General features: G+C 62.3%; 15 protein-coding genes. 12 read left to right on the plus strand and 3 right to left on the minus strand.

The genetic code is table 11. The features are described 5' to 3' along the window. The 4 genes from HHA01_RS14725 to HHA01_RS01080 all read left to right on the plus strand — a co-directional run. The coding region (locus HHA01_RS14725) for a hypothetical protein (protein ID WP_170214810.1) at positions 1-905 on the plus strand (905 nt) is incomplete at its 5' end. Between the two features lie 20 nt (positions 906-925). Then, a complete protein-coding gene (locus HHA01_RS01070; protein ID WP_170214811.1) occupies positions 926-2488 on the plus strand; it encodes a TolC family protein in 1563 nt (520 codons plus the stop codon). Between the two features lie 230 nt (positions 2489-2718). Further along, positions 2719-2967 (plus strand): sulfurtransferase TusA family protein, encoded by a 249-nt coding sequence (locus HHA01_RS01075; protein WP_141317258.1) that lies wholly within the window; start codon positions 2719-2721, stop codon positions 2965-2967. After that, positions 2964-4064: an AI-2E family transporter gene (locus tag HHA01_RS01080; RefSeq protein ID WP_141317259.1), complete on the plus strand. Its 1101-nt coding sequence runs from the start codon at positions 2964-2966 to the stop codon at positions 4062-4064. The genes HHA01_RS01075 and HHA01_RS01080 overlap by 4 nt, the downstream gene beginning before the upstream one ends. A gap of 53 nt (positions 4065-4117) precedes the next feature. On the opposite strand, the gene HHA01_RS01085 is transcribed toward HHA01_RS01080, so the two are convergent. Continuing rightward, on the minus strand, positions 4118-4594 hold the full coding sequence (locus HHA01_RS01085; protein ID WP_141317260.1) for a peroxiredoxin: 477 nt from the start codon (positions 4592-4594) through the stop codon (positions 4118-4120). Between the two features lie 177 nt (positions 4595-4771). On the opposite strand from HHA01_RS01085, the gene dapA reads away from it, so the two are divergent. The 4 genes from dapA (at position 4772) to purC (ending at position 8263) form a co-directional block, all read left to right on the plus strand. After that, entirely contained in the window at positions 4772-5656 is an 885-nt protein-coding gene (gene dapA / locus HHA01_RS01090; RefSeq protein WP_141317261.1) for a 4-hydroxy-tetrahydrodipicolinate synthase, read from the plus strand. 45 nt (positions 5657-5701) lie between these two features. Then, positions 5702-6676 (plus strand): outer membrane protein assembly factor BamC, encoded by a 975-nt coding sequence (locus HHA01_RS01095; RefSeq protein WP_141317262.1) that lies wholly within the window; start codon positions 5702-5704, stop codon positions 6674-6676. After that, a complete protein-coding gene (locus HHA01_RS01100; RefSeq protein WP_141317263.1) occupies positions 6676-7467 on the plus strand; it encodes an MBL fold metallo-hydrolase in 792 nt (263 codons plus the stop codon). Before HHA01_RS01095 ends, HHA01_RS01100 begins: the two co-directional genes overlap by 1 nt. A gap of 82 nt (positions 7468-7549) precedes the next feature. Beyond that, positions 7550-8263: a phosphoribosylaminoimidazolesuccinocarboxamide synthase gene (purC, locus tag HHA01_RS01105; RefSeq protein ID WP_141317264.1), complete on the plus strand. Its 714-nt coding sequence runs from the start codon at positions 7550-7552 to the stop codon at positions 8261-8263. 119 nt (positions 8264-8382) lie between these two features. Here purC and tsaA read toward each other — a convergent pair whose 3' ends face one another. After that, entirely contained in the window at positions 8383-9111 is a 729-nt protein-coding gene (tsaA, locus tag HHA01_RS01110; RefSeq protein ID WP_141317265.1) for a tRNA (N6-threonylcarbamoyladenosine(37)-N6)-methyltransferase TrmO, read from the minus strand. Between the two features lie 92 nt (positions 9112-9203). Here tsaA and HHA01_RS01115 point away from each other — a divergent pair, with 92 nt between their 5' ends. Continuing rightward, positions 9204-9761 carry a GNAT family N-acetyltransferase gene (locus HHA01_RS01115; protein ID WP_141317266.1) on the plus strand — a complete coding sequence of 186 codons (558 nt, stop codon included), beginning with the start codon at positions 9204-9206 and terminating at the stop codon, positions 9759-9761. 203 nt (positions 9762-9964) lie between these two features. Here the strand turns inward: HHA01_RS01115 and nadC are convergent, their stop codons facing one another. After that, positions 9965-10819 carry a carboxylating nicotinate-nucleotide diphosphorylase gene (gene nadC / locus HHA01_RS01120; RefSeq protein WP_141317267.1) on the minus strand — a complete coding sequence of 285 codons (855 nt, stop codon included), beginning with the start codon at positions 10817-10819 and terminating at the stop codon, positions 9965-9967. Between the two features lie 79 nt (positions 10820-10898). Here nadC and ampD point away from each other — a divergent pair, with 79 nt between their 5' ends. The 3 genes from ampD to aceF all read left to right on the plus strand — a co-directional run bounded on the left by ampD (position 10899) and on the right by aceF (position 16595). Next, entirely contained in the window at positions 10899-11468 is a 570-nt protein-coding gene (gene ampD / locus HHA01_RS01125; RefSeq protein ID WP_141317268.1) for a 1,6-anhydro-N-acetylmuramyl-L-alanine amidase AmpD, read from the plus strand. A 334-nt stretch (positions 11469-11802) separates the two neighbouring features. Next, a complete protein-coding gene (gene aceE / locus HHA01_RS01130) occupies positions 11803-14481 on the plus strand; it encodes a pyruvate dehydrogenase (acetyl-transferring), homodimeric type (RefSeq protein WP_141317269.1) in 2679 nt (892 codons plus the stop codon). Between the two features lie 71 nt (positions 14482-14552). Then, positions 14553-16595 carry a pyruvate dehydrogenase complex dihydrolipoyllysine-residue acetyltransferase gene (gene aceF / locus HHA01_RS01135; protein ID WP_141317270.1) on the plus strand — a complete coding sequence of 681 codons (2043 nt, stop codon included), beginning with the start codon at positions 14553-14555 and terminating at the stop codon, positions 16593-16595. Positions 16596-16708: the final 113 nt, after the last annotated feature.

A 16708-nucleotide genomic window follows, 5' to 3' on the forward strand; every position in this document is an offset into this window, starting at 1 on the left:
TGCCCGACCTGATTTATACCCCCAGTGATGGCCAGGATGCGGGAGAACCCCGAACAGTAAGCTTCGGGCCCATCGAGCCGCTGGTGGACATCTCGACGTCGCGTCCACCCGACCAACCGGGTGGTGACCCGCTGGAGGAATGGCCTTTCGACCGGGATCCTGGCATCTATGCCGATCCAATAGTCGCCAACGTCGCCAGTGCTCAGAATGATCTGTCCAGCACGGCCAGCCTGATGTCGGATATCAACACGGGGCAGGGTGTCAGGCATCCGCTGATGACGGCAGTCGATGCGATTCAGTCGCTGGGTGGCACCTCGGATCTACAGAGTCAGGCACTGTATGGCAACGACGCCAGTGTCGAGGCGCGCGGCGCCGTGCTTGCCGCCGTCGATAATGTTGGCTTCGAGCCTCTATCCGGTGGACAGATCTTCGCGGCCAGCGACTTTGATGAGCGCTTGAAGGCTTTGTTTGATGCTGGCTGGCAGCAGCAGGGTGACGAGTTGATTACCGAACGTGGGGAAAGCCTGCGGTTTGTCGCCTTCCGGAGTGAAAATGGCTGGGTCGTCCAGGCTTCCGCGATGACGCCAAGCGGCAACCTGCTGGGTATAGACGCGATTCACGTGCAGGGCAACGCGGATGTCTCGGCAGAGTTTGACGCCAATGGCATCGCGCTTTTGACCCTTGATGAAGCGTATGGCAATTCGCAGCTTGAGATTGGCATGGCGAATGGATATAGCACACTCATCTCGCTTGATCTGTCAGTCGATGGTCAGGGGGACGCGTCCGGTGTGAGTGCCAGCGAGGTAATCGGTCACACCTTTACCGCCCAGACGGAACGACTGGTATTTGCCCGCAATGCCGAGGCATCGAGACTCATGAATGCAGTATCCAGGGGAATGCTATGAAGCTAGCTGGTCATCGTGGAATGGCGCAGAAGAACACGTCGATGAAACCATTACGGCAGAGTCTGGCGCTTGGACCGCTGGGCATGATGCTACTGGTGGTTTCCGGTTGTTCGATTAATCCCCAGCCACTGACCCAGGCTGAGATGGATGAATTTGCGGCTGACAAGCAGAGTCGGATGATCTCCGATGAGCAGGTGCCGGTGACGCAAAGCATCGATCTTTATGAAGCAATAGCTCGGGCACTGAAGTACAACCTCGACCATCGCCTGGAAGTGGCGGATCGCCGCTTGCGCAACGCCGAGTTCGAGGAGGCAGAAGTCGACATGCTGCCCGAGCTGGTGGCCAAGGCCAACTGGTCGGATCGGAATAATGATCCCTTTTCGACCTCCATCACTGAAGAAGGCAGCTTGGAAAATTCCCTGGCGTCAACTTCGGCAGACCCGGGAAGCACATCCGGAAGCCTTGAATTGACCTGGGACATTCTGGATTTTGGGCTTTCCTATTATCGGGCCAAGCAGGCCGGCGACAAGTTTTTCATTGCCGAAGAGCAGCGCCGCTCTACGGTCAACCGCCTGCTGGAAGACGTGCGCACCGCCTACTGGCGTACCGTTGCGGCCGAGCGCCATCTGGACGAGCTGAAGCGGTTGGAGCGTAGAACACAGAACGCACTGGAGGCGGCGCGGCAGCAGGTCCGGCAAGGGGAAGGCGGACGATTGGAGGCTTTGCGCTACCAGCGTGAGATGCTGGATACGCTCAAGACCGCCAAGGAGCTGCGCCGTGACCTCTTTGTCGCCAAGAATCAGCTGGCGGCGTTGATGAACCTCCCGCAGGGACAGGAATTCTCGGTGGTGATGCCTCGGCATCCCGAGCTGCAGACTCCGATTACGACCCTGTCGCCCGAGGCCATGACCGAAGCTGCCTTGCGCAACCGGCCAGAAATGCGAGAGGTGGCCTATCGCCTGCGGATCAACAAGCAAGAGGAAAAGGCTACTGTTCTGGAAATGTTGCCCTCCATTCGCGGCTATCTGGGCGCCAACTTCGACACTAACGACTTTCTCGTCAACCAAAACTGGACGGGCTGGGGGGCTCGAGTGTCATGGGATCTGATGAGCCTGGCGCAGTATCCTGCCCGCCAGCAGGCCGTCGAGTATCAGGGCAAGCTGCTTGATGCTCGAGCCCTGGCACTGACTCAGTCCATCGCCACGCAGGTTTATGTGGCCCACAAGCGCTTCACCAGCTTGCAGGATGAGGTGGAGATCGCCGAGGAGTACCACGAGACCTCGCAACGTATTTTCGCGCAAGCTCGCAACGAGTATGAAGCGGGTTTCGGTTCGCAGCGTGAAATGGTGCGTGAACAGTTGAAGGCCATTCTGGCTTCGCTGCGTTTCGATGCTACCTATGCCGAGATGCAGGGTGCCTTCGCCAATGTTCACGCTGCTATGGGGCTCAATGCGTATGATGGCGAGATGAGCGGGCAGGAGTCTCTGAAGGAGATCGAGGCGGCACTGCGTGACCTCTGGCGCGAGCGTGGTGACATGGTTCAGACCAGCCGGAGCACATCAGCCACGAGGGTTACGGGGTAGTTGGAGGATGGGGCGCACCTGATAGCGCCGGCCGGATATCGCCAGGGCTGTTTCAGCTCTGGCGATCTTGTTTGTGAGCCCCAGTGCGCCATGGCCATATAACGCGATCACGGCGATTGAAGCAGTCGCCGTCATTGATTCAGTGGTCAAAGTGCCTTTAAATCCTCATGGCATGTCGAGGATGGCGTTCGAGCGCCTGACATGCCTCAGTCAACCGCCCGGGAGACACTATGACGCTGCAAGCTGATGATGTGCTGGATGCACGAGGTCTTGCCTGTCCATTACCGTTGCTCAAGGCCAAGCAGGCCCTGGCGGGGATGCAAGCGGGTGCGCTGCTGGAAGTCAGGGCCACCGATGCAGGCTCCTGGCGAGACTTCGAGTCGTTCATCGCGCAGAGCTTGCATCAGATGCCCGCCCGAGAGGTGCGTGGCGACGTCTATTACTATTGGATCCGCAAAGTGGGGGAGCACGCCCGATGACCCTGAAGTCGCTGTTCCGTGGGTGGGTAGAGCGCTACTTCTCCGACGAGGAAGCCGTCATTCTGTTGCTGGTGCTGGCCTTAGGCTTTGCCGTGGTCATATGGCTGGGACAGATGCTGGCCCCCTTCCTGACGGCCCTGGTCATTGCCTTCCTGCTGCAGGGGGCGGTGAACGGCCTGACACGGCGCCGTGTGCCGCAGATGCTGGCGGTGCTCATCGTCTACCTGGGGTTTCTGGGCGTGCTGTTGGCGATGGCGCTGGTCCTGTTACCGCTGATCTGGAACCAGCTGGTCAATCTGTTGCAGGAAACACCACGCATGTTCGCCAGCGGGCAGTCGCTGCTGGATGACCTTCAGGCTCGATATCCACAACTGGTGACTCCCGACCAGATTCAATCGTGGATCGGCATGGCTGGCAGGGAAATGACGCAGCTGGGCCAGCGGGCCCTGTCATTGTCGCTGTCGTCGCTTGGCAATGTACTGTCGTTGATCGTCTATCTGGTGCTGGTGCCGATTCTGGTCTTCTTCATGCTCAAGGACCGCGACCGTCTGGTGGGCTTTACGGTGTCGCTTCTACCGCAGAACCGCAAGTTGATGACGCGCATCTGGGAGGAAATGGATGACCAGATCGCCAATTATGTGCGTGGCAAGTTCATCGAGATCATCATCGTCGGCGGTGTCGCCTTCTTTACCTTCATCTGCTTCGGTCTGCCGTATTCGGCCCTGCTGGCCGTGCTGGTCGGACTCTCGGTGCTGGTGCCCTATATCGGGGCGGCGGTGGCCACGCTGCCCGTGGCGGCAGTAGCAGGCTTTCATTTCGGCATCAGTGATCAGTTTGCTTATGTCCTGGTGGCCTATGGTGTGATCCAGGCACTGGATGGCAATGTGTTGGTGCCGGTACTGTTCTCCGAAGCGGTCAACCTTCACCCGGTGTCGATCATTCTGGCCGTGCTGTTCTTCGGCGGCATCTGGGGCTTTTGGGGCATCTTCTTTGCCATTCCCCTGGCGACCCTGCTCAAGGCACTGGTCTATGCCTGGCCGAGAGGCATTCAGCAGCATCGCGAAGATGCATCGCTGGAGCAGCCGGTTGAGCCCTGAAGCGGGCTCGACCACCCCGCCAGCGGGGCAGTCTGGCGGGGCAGGGGAGTGGGTCATTCGCCGACGTGCAGAGCCTGAGCCGCTTCGAGCACTTCGTCGACATGGCCCTTGACCTTGACGCCTCGCCATTCGCGCGCCAGCTTGCCCTCGGTGTCGATCAGGAAGGTGCTGCGCTCGATACCCAGATGCTCCTTGCCATAGAGTTTCTTGAGTTTGATGACACCGAACAGCTGACAGACAGTCTCATCCTTGTCGGAAATCAACGCGAAGTTGAATCCCTGTTTGGCCTTGAAGTTCTCCTGGGCGCGAATGCCGTCCCGGGAAACGCCGATGATCACCGTATTGGCGGCGTCGAAGGAAGCCTTGTGGTCGCGAAAATCACCGCCTTCGGTGGTGCAGCCAGGGGTATTGGCACGAGGGTAGAAGTAGACCACGACCTGCTGGCCGCGCAGCGCCGAAAGGGTCAATTCGGTGCCGCCGGTGGCGGTGGCGGTGAAATCGGGAACGGTGTGACCGAGGCTGATGCTCATGGTGTCTCCTGATGGAATGTGTCGAGTGATGCGGAGGATTACACGCAACCCGGAGCAAACTGTAAAGTCGCTGCTGTACAGGCCCTGGCGGCCTGAGTACCATTTAGGATTTGTCGGCAAGACATCGACCGGGCGCCAGCCCGCGTATCACCAGGCAGGCCGGGAGGATGATAGAAGATGATCACGGGTAGCATCGTCGCGCTGGCGACACCGATGAAGGCGAGTGGTGAAATCGACTGGGAGGCGCTGCGCCGTCTGGTTCACTTTCATCTCGACAATGGCACGGATGGAATTGTCGCGGCCGGCACTACGGGCGAGCCGACGACCATGTCATTCGCCGAGCATTTTGACGTGATTCGCGCTGTGGTGCAGGAAGTTGGCGGCCGGGTGCCGGTGATTGCCGGCACCGGCTCGAACAACACCACCGAGGCGGTCGAACTGACGCGCTATGCCAAGGAGGTCGGCGCCGACTATTGCCTGACGGTCGCGCCCTACTACAACAAGCCGACCCAGGAAGGGCTCTATCAGCACTTCAAGTCGATTGCCGAGACCAGTGATCTGCCGGTCATTCTCTACAATGTGCCTGGTCGCACCTGCTCGGATATCTATAACGAGACCGTGCTGCGCCTGGCGGAGGTCGACAACATCGTCGGCCTCAAGGATGCCACGGGCAACCTGGAACGTGCCGAGGATCTGATCGCGCGTCTCAAGGGCTCCGACTTCATGCTCTACTCCGGTGATGATGGTACGGCCTGTGACTTCATGCTGATGGGCGGGCATGGCGATATCTCGGTGACCGCCAATGTGGCTCCCCGGGCCATGCATGACCTGTGCGCAGCCGCCGTGGCCGGCGAGACCGACAAGGCCCACCAGATCAACACGCGTCTGATGCCGTTGCATACCTATCTGGGCATCGAGGCCAACCCGATTCCGGTCAAGTGGGCCCTCAATCGCATGGGGCTGGTCGAGCCCGGCATTCGCCTGCCGTTGACCTGGCTTTCCGAGAAATATCATTCCACTGTCAGCGAAGCCCTGCAGCTGGCAGGCCTGATAGAAGACTGAGTGGTGGCCGCGGCCATCTTTGATGACATGACGCAAGGTGGATGCATGAACGCTGCGCTGAAATGGATGCCGCTGGTCGCCGCTCTGGCACTGGCGGGTTGCGCTCGAGAAGGCTACTACGATAACCGTAGTGTCGACTATGCCAAGGCCGAGGAAAGCGAGCCCCTGGTGCTGCCCGATACGCGCAATACGCGCCGTTATCGCGATAGCATGCCGGTCCCCGAGGTTCCCGGTAACTTCGTCTCTCAGGGCGAGGACTTCGATGCGCCGCCACCGCGCCCACTCAATGCCGGCAGTGGCGTGTCTGCCGGTGAGGTGGCGCTGCGTGAAGCCGGTGACCAGCGGTGGCTGGTAGTGGGCGCCTCACCCGGCGTGGTCTGGTCGGAGCTGGAAGACTTCGTGGCCACGCGTGGCTTGCAGGTGCTGTCGCGCAACCAGCAGCGTGGCGTGATCGAGACAGCACAGGGGCGTATCGCGGTCAGCTCGGGTCTGCAACCCGGCGAGAGTGAAGTGCGTTGCGAACGAGGTGGCATGCCGGAAGAAGGCTGCCTGAAAGCCATCGAACGGCGCTTCGAGCAGCGCAGCAACCTGGCCAGTGCGACCGCATCGGGCCTTGCCACTCAGGGCCAGATGAATCAGCAGAGGCAGCCGCCGCGTCTCGAGCAGCAAGACGGGGAGTGGCAATTGATGGTGCCCTTCGGCCTGCAGCGCGCCTGGGCCGAACTGAGTGCTCAGCTCGAGTCCGACTTCGCCATGCAAGGGCGCCGTGAGTTGGTCGAGCAGGATATTGCGTCGCACACCTTCCTGGTGGATTATCTGTTGCTCAGTGAACGCAGCCGAGGCTTCTGGAGCTCGATGGCCTCCCTGGACTTCAGCGAGAACATGACACGGGTTCGTCTGACCCTGAGTCGCCAGGCTGATGGACAGACCCTGGTCAGGGCGCATGCCGCCGACGATGGTGATCTGCAGGACAATGACGCCCGTGAACTGCTGGAACGCGTGGGAGGCCTGCTGCGCTGATGGGTGTGCCGCTCGAGGAGGCGGGCCGCTTATGCTTTGCGTCACTGGGCAGTGGCAGCAAGGGCAATGCCACCCTGGTCAGCGATGGCGAGACGCATCTACTGATCGATTGTGGCTTCGGTCTCAAGGAAGTCGAGCGGCGCCTGGGACGACTGGGCTTGCATCCACGCCAACTCGATGCCCTGCTGGTAACCCATGAGCATGGTGATCATCTGCGCGGTGTCGGCCCTCTGGCTAGAAAGCATGACGTGCCGGTCTACATGACGCCCGGCACCTGGATGGCCGGACGCACCGGTGAGTTGCCCCGGCGTGTCTGGATCACGCCGCAGTCGCCGCTACATATCAAGGGGATCGAAATCGACCCGGTTACGGTGCCGCATGATGCGCGCGAGCCCGTGCAGTTTCGACTGACGGCCGGTGATCGTCGGCTCGGCCTGTTGACCGATCTCGGTTACCCCAGCCACCACGTGGTGGAAGCCTTCCAGGGTTGCGATGCCCTGGTGCTCGAGTGCAATCACGATGTTCACCTGCTCGAGACCGGCCCCTATCCGCCCAGCCTCAAGCGGCGTGTCGCCGGGCGCTGGGGGCACCTGGCCAATGAGCAGGCGGCCTGGTTGCTGCAAAGGCTCGGTCTGGAGCGTCTGCAGCACATCGTCTGTTCGCATCTTTCCGAGCACAACAATCGCCCCGAACTGGCCCGGCAGGCGCTGGATCCGCTGCTCGACGGCGACGCCTCGCGGCTGACGGTGGCCGCCCAGGAAGCCGGCCTGGACTGGCGGGTGATCCGCTGAATCGACGACACTGCGCGATGCCGCGAGCGGCGGCGTCGGCGCCATCTTCTGGTTATTTCTCCTTTGTGCCCCGGAGGCTCCCATGGACAAGCAGCAAGAACTCTATGCCGGCAAGGCCAAGTCGGTCTACACCACGGACGACCCCGATCGTCTGATCCTGCACTTTCGTGACGATACCAGCGCTTTCGACGGCGAGCGCATGGAATCACTGGAGCGCAAGGGGAAGGTCAACAATCGCTTCAATGCCTTCATCATGGAGAAGCTGCAGGAAGCGGGCATCCCCACGCATTACGAGCGCCTGTTGTCCGACACCGAGTGCGTGGTCAAGAAGCTGGACATGCTGCCGGTCGAGTGTGTGATCCGCAATATCGCCGCCGGTGGCCTGGTCAAGCGTCTCGGGGTGGAAGAGGGCAGCGACCTGGCACCGCCGACCTTCGAGCTCTTCCTCAAGAACGATGCGTTGCATGACCCGATGGTCAACGAGGCTCTGGCCGAGACCTTCGGCTGGGCGACTGCCGAACAGCTGGCCGAGATGAAGTCGCTGACCTATCGGGTCAATGACGTGCTCAAGCAGTTGTTCGCTGCCGGCGATCTGCTGCTGGTGGACTACAAACTGGAGTTCGGCCTCTTTCATGGCGGCATCGTGCTGGGCGACGAGTTCTCGCCGGATGGTTGCCGCCTGTGGGATGCCAATACCCGGGAAAAGCTCGATAAGGATCGTTTCCGCCAGGGGCTGGGCGGTGTCATCGAAGCCTACGAGGAAGTCGGCAAGCGCATTGGCGTCGATTTTTCCTGAGGCGACCGAGACGTTCGTGCAGAAGGGCCCTGCGGGGCCCTTCGTCGTGTCTGCTCCCGGACTATCGCAGTGGACGGTCGAGTGACCTGGTTCGCGGGGCTCTCCGTCGTTGCTGTCTCCTACACCATCACGATCTCGACGACCTCCAGCCGCGTCAGGCCTTGCTCGTTGGTCACGGCGCGAAAACGCACATCCACGTCGCGCAGGCGCACGCCGTAGGTGCGCTCCTCGCCGCCGCGTCGGTAGGCGGGGCGGGGGTCCTGGCCGAGCACCTGCTGAATCAGCTCGCCCAGCGAGGTGGCGTCGGGCCGAGCCGCCAGGGCGGCCCGGGCGCTGGAGTTGAAGCGCACGGGCAGGAGGTCGGGCGCCGCGGGCGCGAAGCCGGCGCGTGCCGCCGGGCGAGATTCCGCCCAGGGCAGGTAGGGCTTGATATCCAGCACCGGGGTGCCGTCCACCAGATCGGCACCGCGCAGATGCAGGCACACGCCATCCGTGGTATCCAGGTGAGCCAGTTCCACCAGTGATTGTCCCAGGCGGTTGGGACGGTGGGTGCTGCGGCTGGCGAAGACGCCGATGCGGGCATTGCCGCCCAGGCGTGGCGGTCGTACCAGTGGCGTCCAGCGCTGGGGGCTCAGGTGAAAGAGGAAGGTGAGCCACAGGTGGCTGAAGGCCTCGAGACCACGCACGGTCAGGGGGTCATCATAGGGCGGGGTCAGAATCAGGGTGGCTCGGGCTGCATCCGCCAGGCCCGGCTGACGCGGTATGCCGAACTTGTCGGGAAAGTCACTGCTTATGTGACCGATCGGCGTCAGCTCGACGCTGCGGTCCGGGGGGCAAGGGGAAGTCATGCTGAGTGTCGCCCTGTGTCGCGTCCGGGGGTTGGCCCGAGTCTCGGGTTTATGTAGCCTTTCGGCGGTTTCATCATCTCAGGAAGTGCCGTATGCGTCATGCCGATACCGCGCCACACGCCACGCAAGCCGACCGGGAGTCAACCGGGCGGGGCCGCACGCCGCGCATTTTTTATCGCCTCGCCAGGGGAGCGGACGGGGCGGATCAGGCCGAGGTGTTTTATCACGCCGTGATGCAGGGGGCTGCCGCGCATTACGAACGTGAAGCGCGAGAAGCCTGGGCCGCTGTGCTGCCGCGCGATGCGAGTGCCTGGGTGGCGCGTCAGGCCTTGTATACCACCCTGGTAGCCTGCTGCGAGGGTCGCTGCGTGGGCTTCCTTGAGCTGGATGTGGCGGCCGGCCGTGTCGAGTCGCTGTATGTCTGGCCGTCGTTGGCACGGCGTGGTATCGGCACCAACCTGTTGATTCATGCCGAGCGTTTGATGCTTGAGCACGGGCATGGCCGTATCGACATTGCCGCCAGCCTGGTGCTGGCCGATGGCCTGGAGCGCCGTGGCTGGCAGCGGGTACGCGAGGAATGGGCCGAACGCGGCGGCCAGCAGCTTCAGCGGAGGATTATGCAGAAGTCACTGGCCGCGGTGGAAACCTGACCGCAGAGTGGCGAGAAACGAGAAACGAGAAACGAGAAACGAGAAACGAGAAACGAGAAACGAGGGGCGAGCCACGCTAGCGCCTCACCCTTCACGCCTCATACCTCATACCTCACACCTCACACCTCACACCTCACACCTCACACCTCACACCTCACACCTCACACCTCACTCATCCCTCTTCATTCTTCCCTCTTCACACCTCACTCCCCATCCTGCGGTAGAAAGCGCATGGATAGGTCGATGGCCTTGACGTCCTTGGTCAGGGCGCCACTCGAGATGCAGTGCACGCCGGTAGCGGCGATCTCCTTGAGCCGGGCGGCGTCGACATTGCCTGAGGCCTCGAGGGTGGCGCGTTCCGCCGTGCGGCGCACGGCCTCGCGCATGTCGTCCAGCGAGAAGTTGTCGAGCATGATGACATCCGCACCGGCTTCCAGGGCCTGGTCGAGCTCCTCGAAGGTTTCCACCTCGACTTCCACCGGCAGGTCACGGGCGATGTCGCGTGCTTCCCGTACCGCCGCGGCAATGCTGCCGCAGGAAGCGATGTGGTTCTCCTTGATGAGAAAGGCATCAAAGAGCCCGATACGGTGGTTGTGGCCGCCGCCGCAGGAAACGGCATACTTCTGCGCCAGGCGCAGCCCCGGCAGCGTCTTGCGCGTATCCAGCACCCGGACACCGGTGCCCTCCAGCAGGTCCACATACTGGCGAGTGCGCGTGGCGGTGCCAGAGAGTGTCTGCAGCAGATTCAGGGCGGCACGCTCGCCGGTCAGCAGACTGCGCGCCGGCCCCTCGAGTTCGAGCAAGACCTGCTCGGCTTCCAGACGGTCGCCATCGGCGGCTCGCCAGTTCAGGATGATGCTCGGGTCCAGGCGCCGGAAGAGCTCATCGACCCAGGCGACACCACACAGGACCGTGTCCTCGCGGGTGATGACCCGAGCCCGTGCCCACTGCTTTTCGGGGATCAGCTCGGCGGTGATATCGCCAGGGCCGACATCCTCGGCCAGAAGGCGGGCGGCGCTGTCGCGGATCTCTTCAGCGAGGGCATCCTGATAGTGCATGGTGAGGCTCGTCTCTGTGCTGTGTGGCGTCATGTCTTCAGTATAATGGAAAGCCATGCACTGACGTCAGGGGGAATGCATGTCGATTGACCATGGATGGTGGCAACAGGCGCGGCCTGTCGTGTCGCCCAATCAGGATGCGCGTCCGCGGGATGAAGTCTCGCTGCTGGTATTGCACTCCATCAGCTTGCCGCCGGGCGTCTTCACTGGCGATGCCGTCGAGGCGTTGTTCACCAATCGCCTGGATCCGCAGGCGCATGCGTATTTCGCCGCCATTCACCATCTGCGTGTCTCGGCGCACTTGCTGATTCGCCGCGATGGTGAATGCGTGCAGTTCGTGCCCTTCTCGGCGCGCGCCTGGCATGCCGGACGCTCCTGCTGGCGGGATGGGCAGCGCTGGCGTCGCGCCCTGAACGACTTTTCGGTCGGCATCGAACTGGAAGGCGATGAAGTCACGCCCTATACCGCGGCCCAATACCGCTGCCTGGTGTCGGCCACCCGGGCCTTGCTGGCCGGGTATCCGCAGCTGACCCCGGCGCGTATCACCGGCCATGCCCATGTGGCGCCGTTGCGCAAGAGCGATCCGGGGCCGGCCTTCGACTGGGCCTATTTCCGTCAGAGCCTGGCTAAGCCCCTGTCGGGCGAGTAATAAAACATTTGTTTCATACGATTATTGGGACGTTCTCCCGCCTGATGCCGGGCCTGCTGGTGCTACCCGAGTGGTGGTGGTGTGCGCGAGGAAGGCCCGATGTCATGCGGCACAGGCTCTTTGTGAATTTTGAAAAAAATTTCCATATCTGTTTCAATTGGCAGCCTTGAGTCTTTACGGTATCGTCGAGCTACCCGCCAAATATGGCCGCGTTGCCTTGTAAAACGACGACAAAACTGGCAGTAGACGTGGATCCGCTTCCACGTTCTCCCAACACAGCGCCACACGCCCCTCGCTCGGGGCTGTCGCCCCACCGTCATTCGGAGAGACGTCTATGAGTCTTGAGACACGAGAAGATCTCGATCCGGTCGAAACCCAGGAGTGGTTGGACTCCCTGGAATCGGTTCTGGATCGCGAGGGTGAGGACCGCGCCAGGTACCTCATGACCCGGCTGGCTGATCGCTATCGCCGCGATGGCATGCAAGTGCCCTTCTCGGTGACGACCCCGCATCGCAACACCATCCCGGTGCACCGCGAGGCGCCGATGCCGGGTGACATGTTCATGGAGCGTCGTATCCGTTCGCTGGTGCGCTGGAACATGGCCGCCATGGTCACCCGGGCCAACAAGGCCAACAAGGGAATCGGCGGTCACCTGGCCAGCTTCATGTCGAGCGCGACGCTGTATGATGTGGGCTTCAACCACTTCTTTCGTGCCGCTCATGGCGACTTTCAGGGCGACCTGGTGTTCATCCAGGGCCACAGTTCTCCGGGCGTCTACGCACGTTCCTATCTGGAAGGGCGCCTGACCGAGGACCAGATGGACAAGTTCCGTCAGGAAGTCGATGGCGACGGCCTGTCCTCCTATCCGCACCCCTGGCTGATGCCCGACTACTGGCAGCTGCCCACGGTTTCCATGGGGCTGGGGCCGATCATGGCCATCTACCAGGCCCACGTCATGAAGTACCTGGATCAGCGTGGTCTGCAGCCGATGCATGATCGCAAGGTCTGGGCCTTCCTGGGCGACGGCGAGTGTGACGAGCCGGAAACGCTGGGCGCGATTCACCTGGCCAGCCGCGAGAAGCTCGACAACCTCAACTTCGTCATCAACTGCAACCTGCAGCGCCTCGATGGCCCGGTGCGCGGCAACTCGCGCATCATGGACGAGCTCGAGGGCGTCTTCCGTGGTGCCGGCTGGAACGTCATCAAGGTGGTCTGGGGCCGGCTCTGGGACCCGCTCTTCGAGAAGGACAAGAAGGGCATCCTGCAGAAGCGCATGGACGAAGCGGTCGACGGCGAGTACCAGAACTACAAGGCCAACGGCGGCGCTTATACCCGCGAGCACTTCTTCGGCAAGTATTCCGAGACCGCCGAAATGGTCCAGGACATGACCGACGAGGACATCTGGAAGCTCAACCGTGGTGGCCATGATCCGTTCAAGATCTATGCCGCTTACCATGAGGCCTTCCACAATGCCAATGGTCGTCCGACCGTCATCCTGGCGCATACCGTCAAGGGCTATGGCCTGGGGGCCGCCGGAGGCGAGGCCGACAACGAAGCGCACCAGGTCAAGTCCATCGATGACCCCGAAGTCCTCAAGGACTTCCGCGATCGCTTCGGCATTCCGGTCACCGACGAGCAGATCGAAAGCGAGATGCCGTACTACAAGCCGGAAGACGACAGCCCGGAGATGAAGTACATGCATCTCCAGCGCGAACGTCTGGGCGGCTACCTCCCGGCACGCAATCCGGATTTTGAAGCCCTCGAGATCCCGTCGCTGGAGGACAAGACCTTTGCCTCCCAGATGAAGGGCTCCAATGGCCGTGAAGTCTCCACGACCATGGCCTTCGTGCGGATCCTAAGTGGTCTGGTCAAGGACAAGCAGGTCGGCAAGCGCGTGGTGCCCATCGTGCCCGACGAGGCTCGGACCTTCGGCATGGAGGGCATGTTCCGTCAGCTGGGAATCTATACCTCGGAAGGCCAGAAATACGAGCCCCACGACAAGGGCCAGCTGATGTTCTACCGCGAGGACAAGGCGGGTCAGGTTCTCGAGGAAGGCATCACCGAAGCCGGCGCCATGTCCTCCTGGATCGCCGCGGCGACTTCCTACAGCAACCATGGCCTGCCGCTGCTGCCGTTCTACATCTACTACTCGATGTTCGGCTTCCAGCGCATCGGCGATCTGGCCTGGGCCGCCGGCGACATGCAGGCTCGCGGCTTCCTGATCGGGGGCACGGCCGGGCGCACGACCCTGAATGGCGAGGGCCTGCAGCACCAGGATGGCCACAGCCACCTGCAGGCGTCGATGATCCCCAACTGCCGTAGTTATGATCCCACCTATGCCCATGAGGTGGCGGTGATCGTGCAGGATGGTCTGAAGCGGATGTACGCCGACAAGGAAAACTGCTTCTACTATCTGACGGTGATGAACGAGAACTACGAGCAGCCGGCGCTCGAGGAAGTCCCCACCGAGGACATCATTAAGGGCATGTACCTGCTGCGCGAGACCCAGGGCGACAAGGGGCGCGTCCAACTGATGGGCTGCGGCACCATCCTCATCGAGGTCGAGGCGGCCGCCGAGCTGCTGGCCGAGGAGTGGGGCATCGGGGCCGACATCTGGAGCGTCACCAGCTTCAATGAGCTGCGTCGCGAAGCCCTGGAAGTCGATCGTCAGGCCTTCCTCAAGCCTGCCGAAGAGCCGGGCAAGCCCCATGTGACGGCCTGCCTGGAAGGTCGCCAGGGCCCGGCAATCGCATCCACCGATTACATGAAACTCTTTGCCGATCAGGTGCGCGCCTGGGTGCCGACTGACTATCATGTATTGGGTACCGATGGTTATGGCCGTTCCGACACTCGCGAGAAGCTGCGTCACTTCTTCGAAGTCAATCGCTACTTCGTCACCGTGGCGGCGCTCAAGGCGCTGGCCGATCGTGGCGAAATCGAGCGCAAGGTCGTGGCCGAGGCTATCGAGAAGTACGGTATCGACCCCAACAAGCCGAATCCGCTTGAAGTGTGAATCGTCGACCGACCCGGTGGCATGGCGGGCCTGCGGGCCCGCCCCCGTCAAGAGTTTGAAGGAGCGCGACCTTGAGTAGCGAAATCATCAAAGTGCCTGATATCGGTGGCGATACCGATGTCGAAATCATCGAGATCGCGGTGTCGGAAGGTGATGTCATCGATGCCGAGGACACCCTGATCACACTGGAATCCGACAAGGCCAGCATGGACGTGCCTTCGCCCAAGGGCGGCAAGGTCGTCAAGGTGCTGGTCAAGGAAGGCGGTACCGTCTCCGAAGGGGACGATATCGTCGAGCTGGAAGTGGAAGGCGGCGGCGATGCCGAGCCAGAACCAGCCGCGGCCGAGGCCGATGCCGATGCCGATGCCTCCGGCGCCGATGAGGATGAGGCGCCGTCCGAGGCCCCCGAGAAGCCAGCGGCCGGGTCCGGTGGCTCGCGCACGGTGGATATCACGGTGCCGGATCTGGGTGGTGCCGCCGATGTCGAGATCATCGAGGTGTCGGCCAGCGAAGGCGACAGCCTCGAGGCCGAGGACACCCTGATCACCCTGGAGTCCGACAAGGCCAGCATGGACATTCCCAGCCCGCATGCCGGCAAGCTGGTCAGTCTGACCGTCAAGGAGGGCGATACCGTCTCCGAGGGCGACGTGATCGGCCGCATGGAAGTCGCCGGTGAAGGCGGGGACGAGGCCGCGAGTGGTGATGATGCCGCCGAGGCATCCAGTGAAGCGCCAGCCGAGGCCCCGGCGGCCGAGGAGTCCGCGGATGAAGGCGGTGCCGGCGAGCCGGAGCGCAAGGAAGTGCGCGTGCCGGATCTGGGCGGCTCCAGCGATGTGCCGATCATCGAGATGGGCGTGTCGGAAGGGGACGAAGTCAGTGAAGAAGACCCGCTGATCACCCTGGAGTCCGACAAGGCCTCCATGGATGTACCGAGCCCCTATACGGGCAAACTGGTCGAACTCAAGGTCAAGGAAGGCGACACCGTCTCCGAAGGCGATGTGATCGGCTTCATCGAGACCGCAGGCAGCAAGCCGGCGGCCGCCAAGGCCGACAAGCCGGCAGCGTCCAGCGGGTCTGCTGACAAGAGCGCCGCCAAGTCCGAGGCATCGAGCAGCCAGCAAGCTCAGCCGGCATCATCCGGCGGCCGCCCCAGCCCCGAGGCCGAAATGGCGGCTCACAAGCCGCGTGACGGCAAGCTGGTGCATGCCGGGCCGGCGGTGCGCCTGCTGGCGCGTGAGCTGGGCGTCGACCTGGGACTGGTCAAGCCGTCCGGTCCCAAGGAACGAGTGCTCAAGGAAGACGTTCAGGCCTACGTCAAGCAGGCCATCGCCAATCAGGCCAGCAAACCGGCCAGCCCGGCAGCCGCCGAGGGCGGATCGGGTATCCCGCCGGTGCCGGATGTCGACTTCAGCCAGTTCGGCGAGGTCGAAGAGAAGCCGATGGGCCGCCTGATGAAGATGGGCGCCACCAATCTGCATCGCAGCTGGGTGAACCTGCCGCATGTCACCCAGTTCGACGAAGCCGACATCACCGAGCTGGAAGACTTCCGCAAGTCCATGAAGGCGGAAGCCGAGGCCCAGGGGGCCAAGCTCACGCCGCTGCCTTTCCTGATCAAGGCCTGTGCCTTCGCGCTGCGCAAGTTCCCGCAGTTCAACGTCAGCATCAAGAGCGATGGCGAGACCGTGGTGCACAAGAAGTATGTGCACATCGGCATCGCCGTGGACACGCCGGATGGCCTGATGGTGCCGGTGATTCGTGATGCCGACCAGAAGTCGCTGATCGAGCTGGCCAAGGAATCCATCGAGCTGGCCGGCAAGGCCCAGTCCAAGAAGCTCAAGCGTGACGAGATGACCGGCGGCTGCTTCACCATCTCGAGCCTGGGCTCGATTGGTGGCACGGCCTTCACGCCGATCGTCAACGCGCCGGAAGTGGCCATCCTCGGGGTGTCCAAGTCCCAGACCAAGCCGGTGTGGGATGGCCAGACCTTCCAGCCGCGGCTGATGATGCCGCTGTCGCTGTCCTATGACCATCGCGCGGTCAATGGCGCCGACGCGGCGCGCTTCACGGCCTTCCTCGGCCAGGCGCTGACGGATATTCGTCGCCTGCTGCTCTAGGGCCAGGAGCAGCAACAGGCCACGAACCGCATGACGGCGCCGCAGGGCGCCGTCATCTTTTTTGGGGGCGGCAGACGAAAGTGCTAGACCGTTAACTTCCTGCTCATGCTGGG

The sequence above is a fragment of the Halomonas halmophila genome (assembly GCF_006540005.1).
Lineage (GTDB): Bacteria > Pseudomonadota > Gammaproteobacteria > Pseudomonadales > Halomonadaceae > Halomonas > Halomonas halmophila.

Bases quoted from the DNA above. Each gene is read 5' to 3' on its own strand.
- purC (WP_141317264.1), top strand. From the start codon at position 7,550: ATGGACAAGCAGCAAGAACTCTATGCCGGCAAGGCCAAGTCGGTCTAC.
- HHA01_RS01080 (WP_141317259.1), top strand. From the start codon at position 2,964: ATGACCCTGAAGTCGCTGTTCCGTGGGTGGGTAGAGCGCTACTTCTCC.
- dapA (WP_141317261.1), top strand. From the start codon at position 4,772: ATGATCACGGGTAGCATCGTCGCGCTGGCGACACCGATGAAGGCGAGT.
- HHA01_RS01095 (WP_141317262.1), top strand. From the start codon at position 5,702: ATGAACGCTGCGCTGAAATGGATGCCGCTGGTCGCCGCTCTGGCACTG.
- HHA01_RS01100 (WP_141317263.1), top strand. From the start codon at position 6,676: ATGGGTGTGCCGCTCGAGGAGGCGGGCCGCTTATGCTTTGCGTCACTG.
- HHA01_RS01075 (WP_141317258.1), top strand. From the start codon at position 2,719: ATGACGCTGCAAGCTGATGATGTGCTGGATGCACGAGGTCTTGCCTGT.
- ampD (WP_141317268.1), top strand. From the start codon at position 10,899: ATGTCGATTGACCATGGATGGTGGCAACAGGCGCGGCCTGTCGTGTCG.
- HHA01_RS01070 (WP_170214811.1), top strand. From the start codon at position 926: ATGGCGCAGAAGAACACGTCGATGAAACCATTACGGCAGAGTCTGGCG.
- aceE (WP_141317269.1), top strand. From the start codon at position 11,803: ATGAGTCTTGAGACACGAGAAGATCTCGATCCGGTCGAAACCCAGGAG.
- HHA01_RS01085 (WP_141317260.1), bottom strand. From the start codon at position 4,594: ATGAGCATCAGCCTCGGTCACACCGTTCCCGATTTCACCGCCACCGCC.
- tsaA (WP_141317265.1), bottom strand. From the start codon at position 9,111: ATGACTTCCCCTTGCCCCCCGGACCGCAGCGTCGAGCTGACGCCGATC.
- HHA01_RS01115 (WP_141317266.1), top strand. From the start codon at position 9,204: ATGCGTCATGCCGATACCGCGCCACACGCCACGCAAGCCGACCGGGAG.
- nadC (WP_141317267.1), bottom strand. From the start codon at position 10,819: ATGCACTATCAGGATGCCCTCGCTGAAGAGATCCGCGACAGCGCCGCC.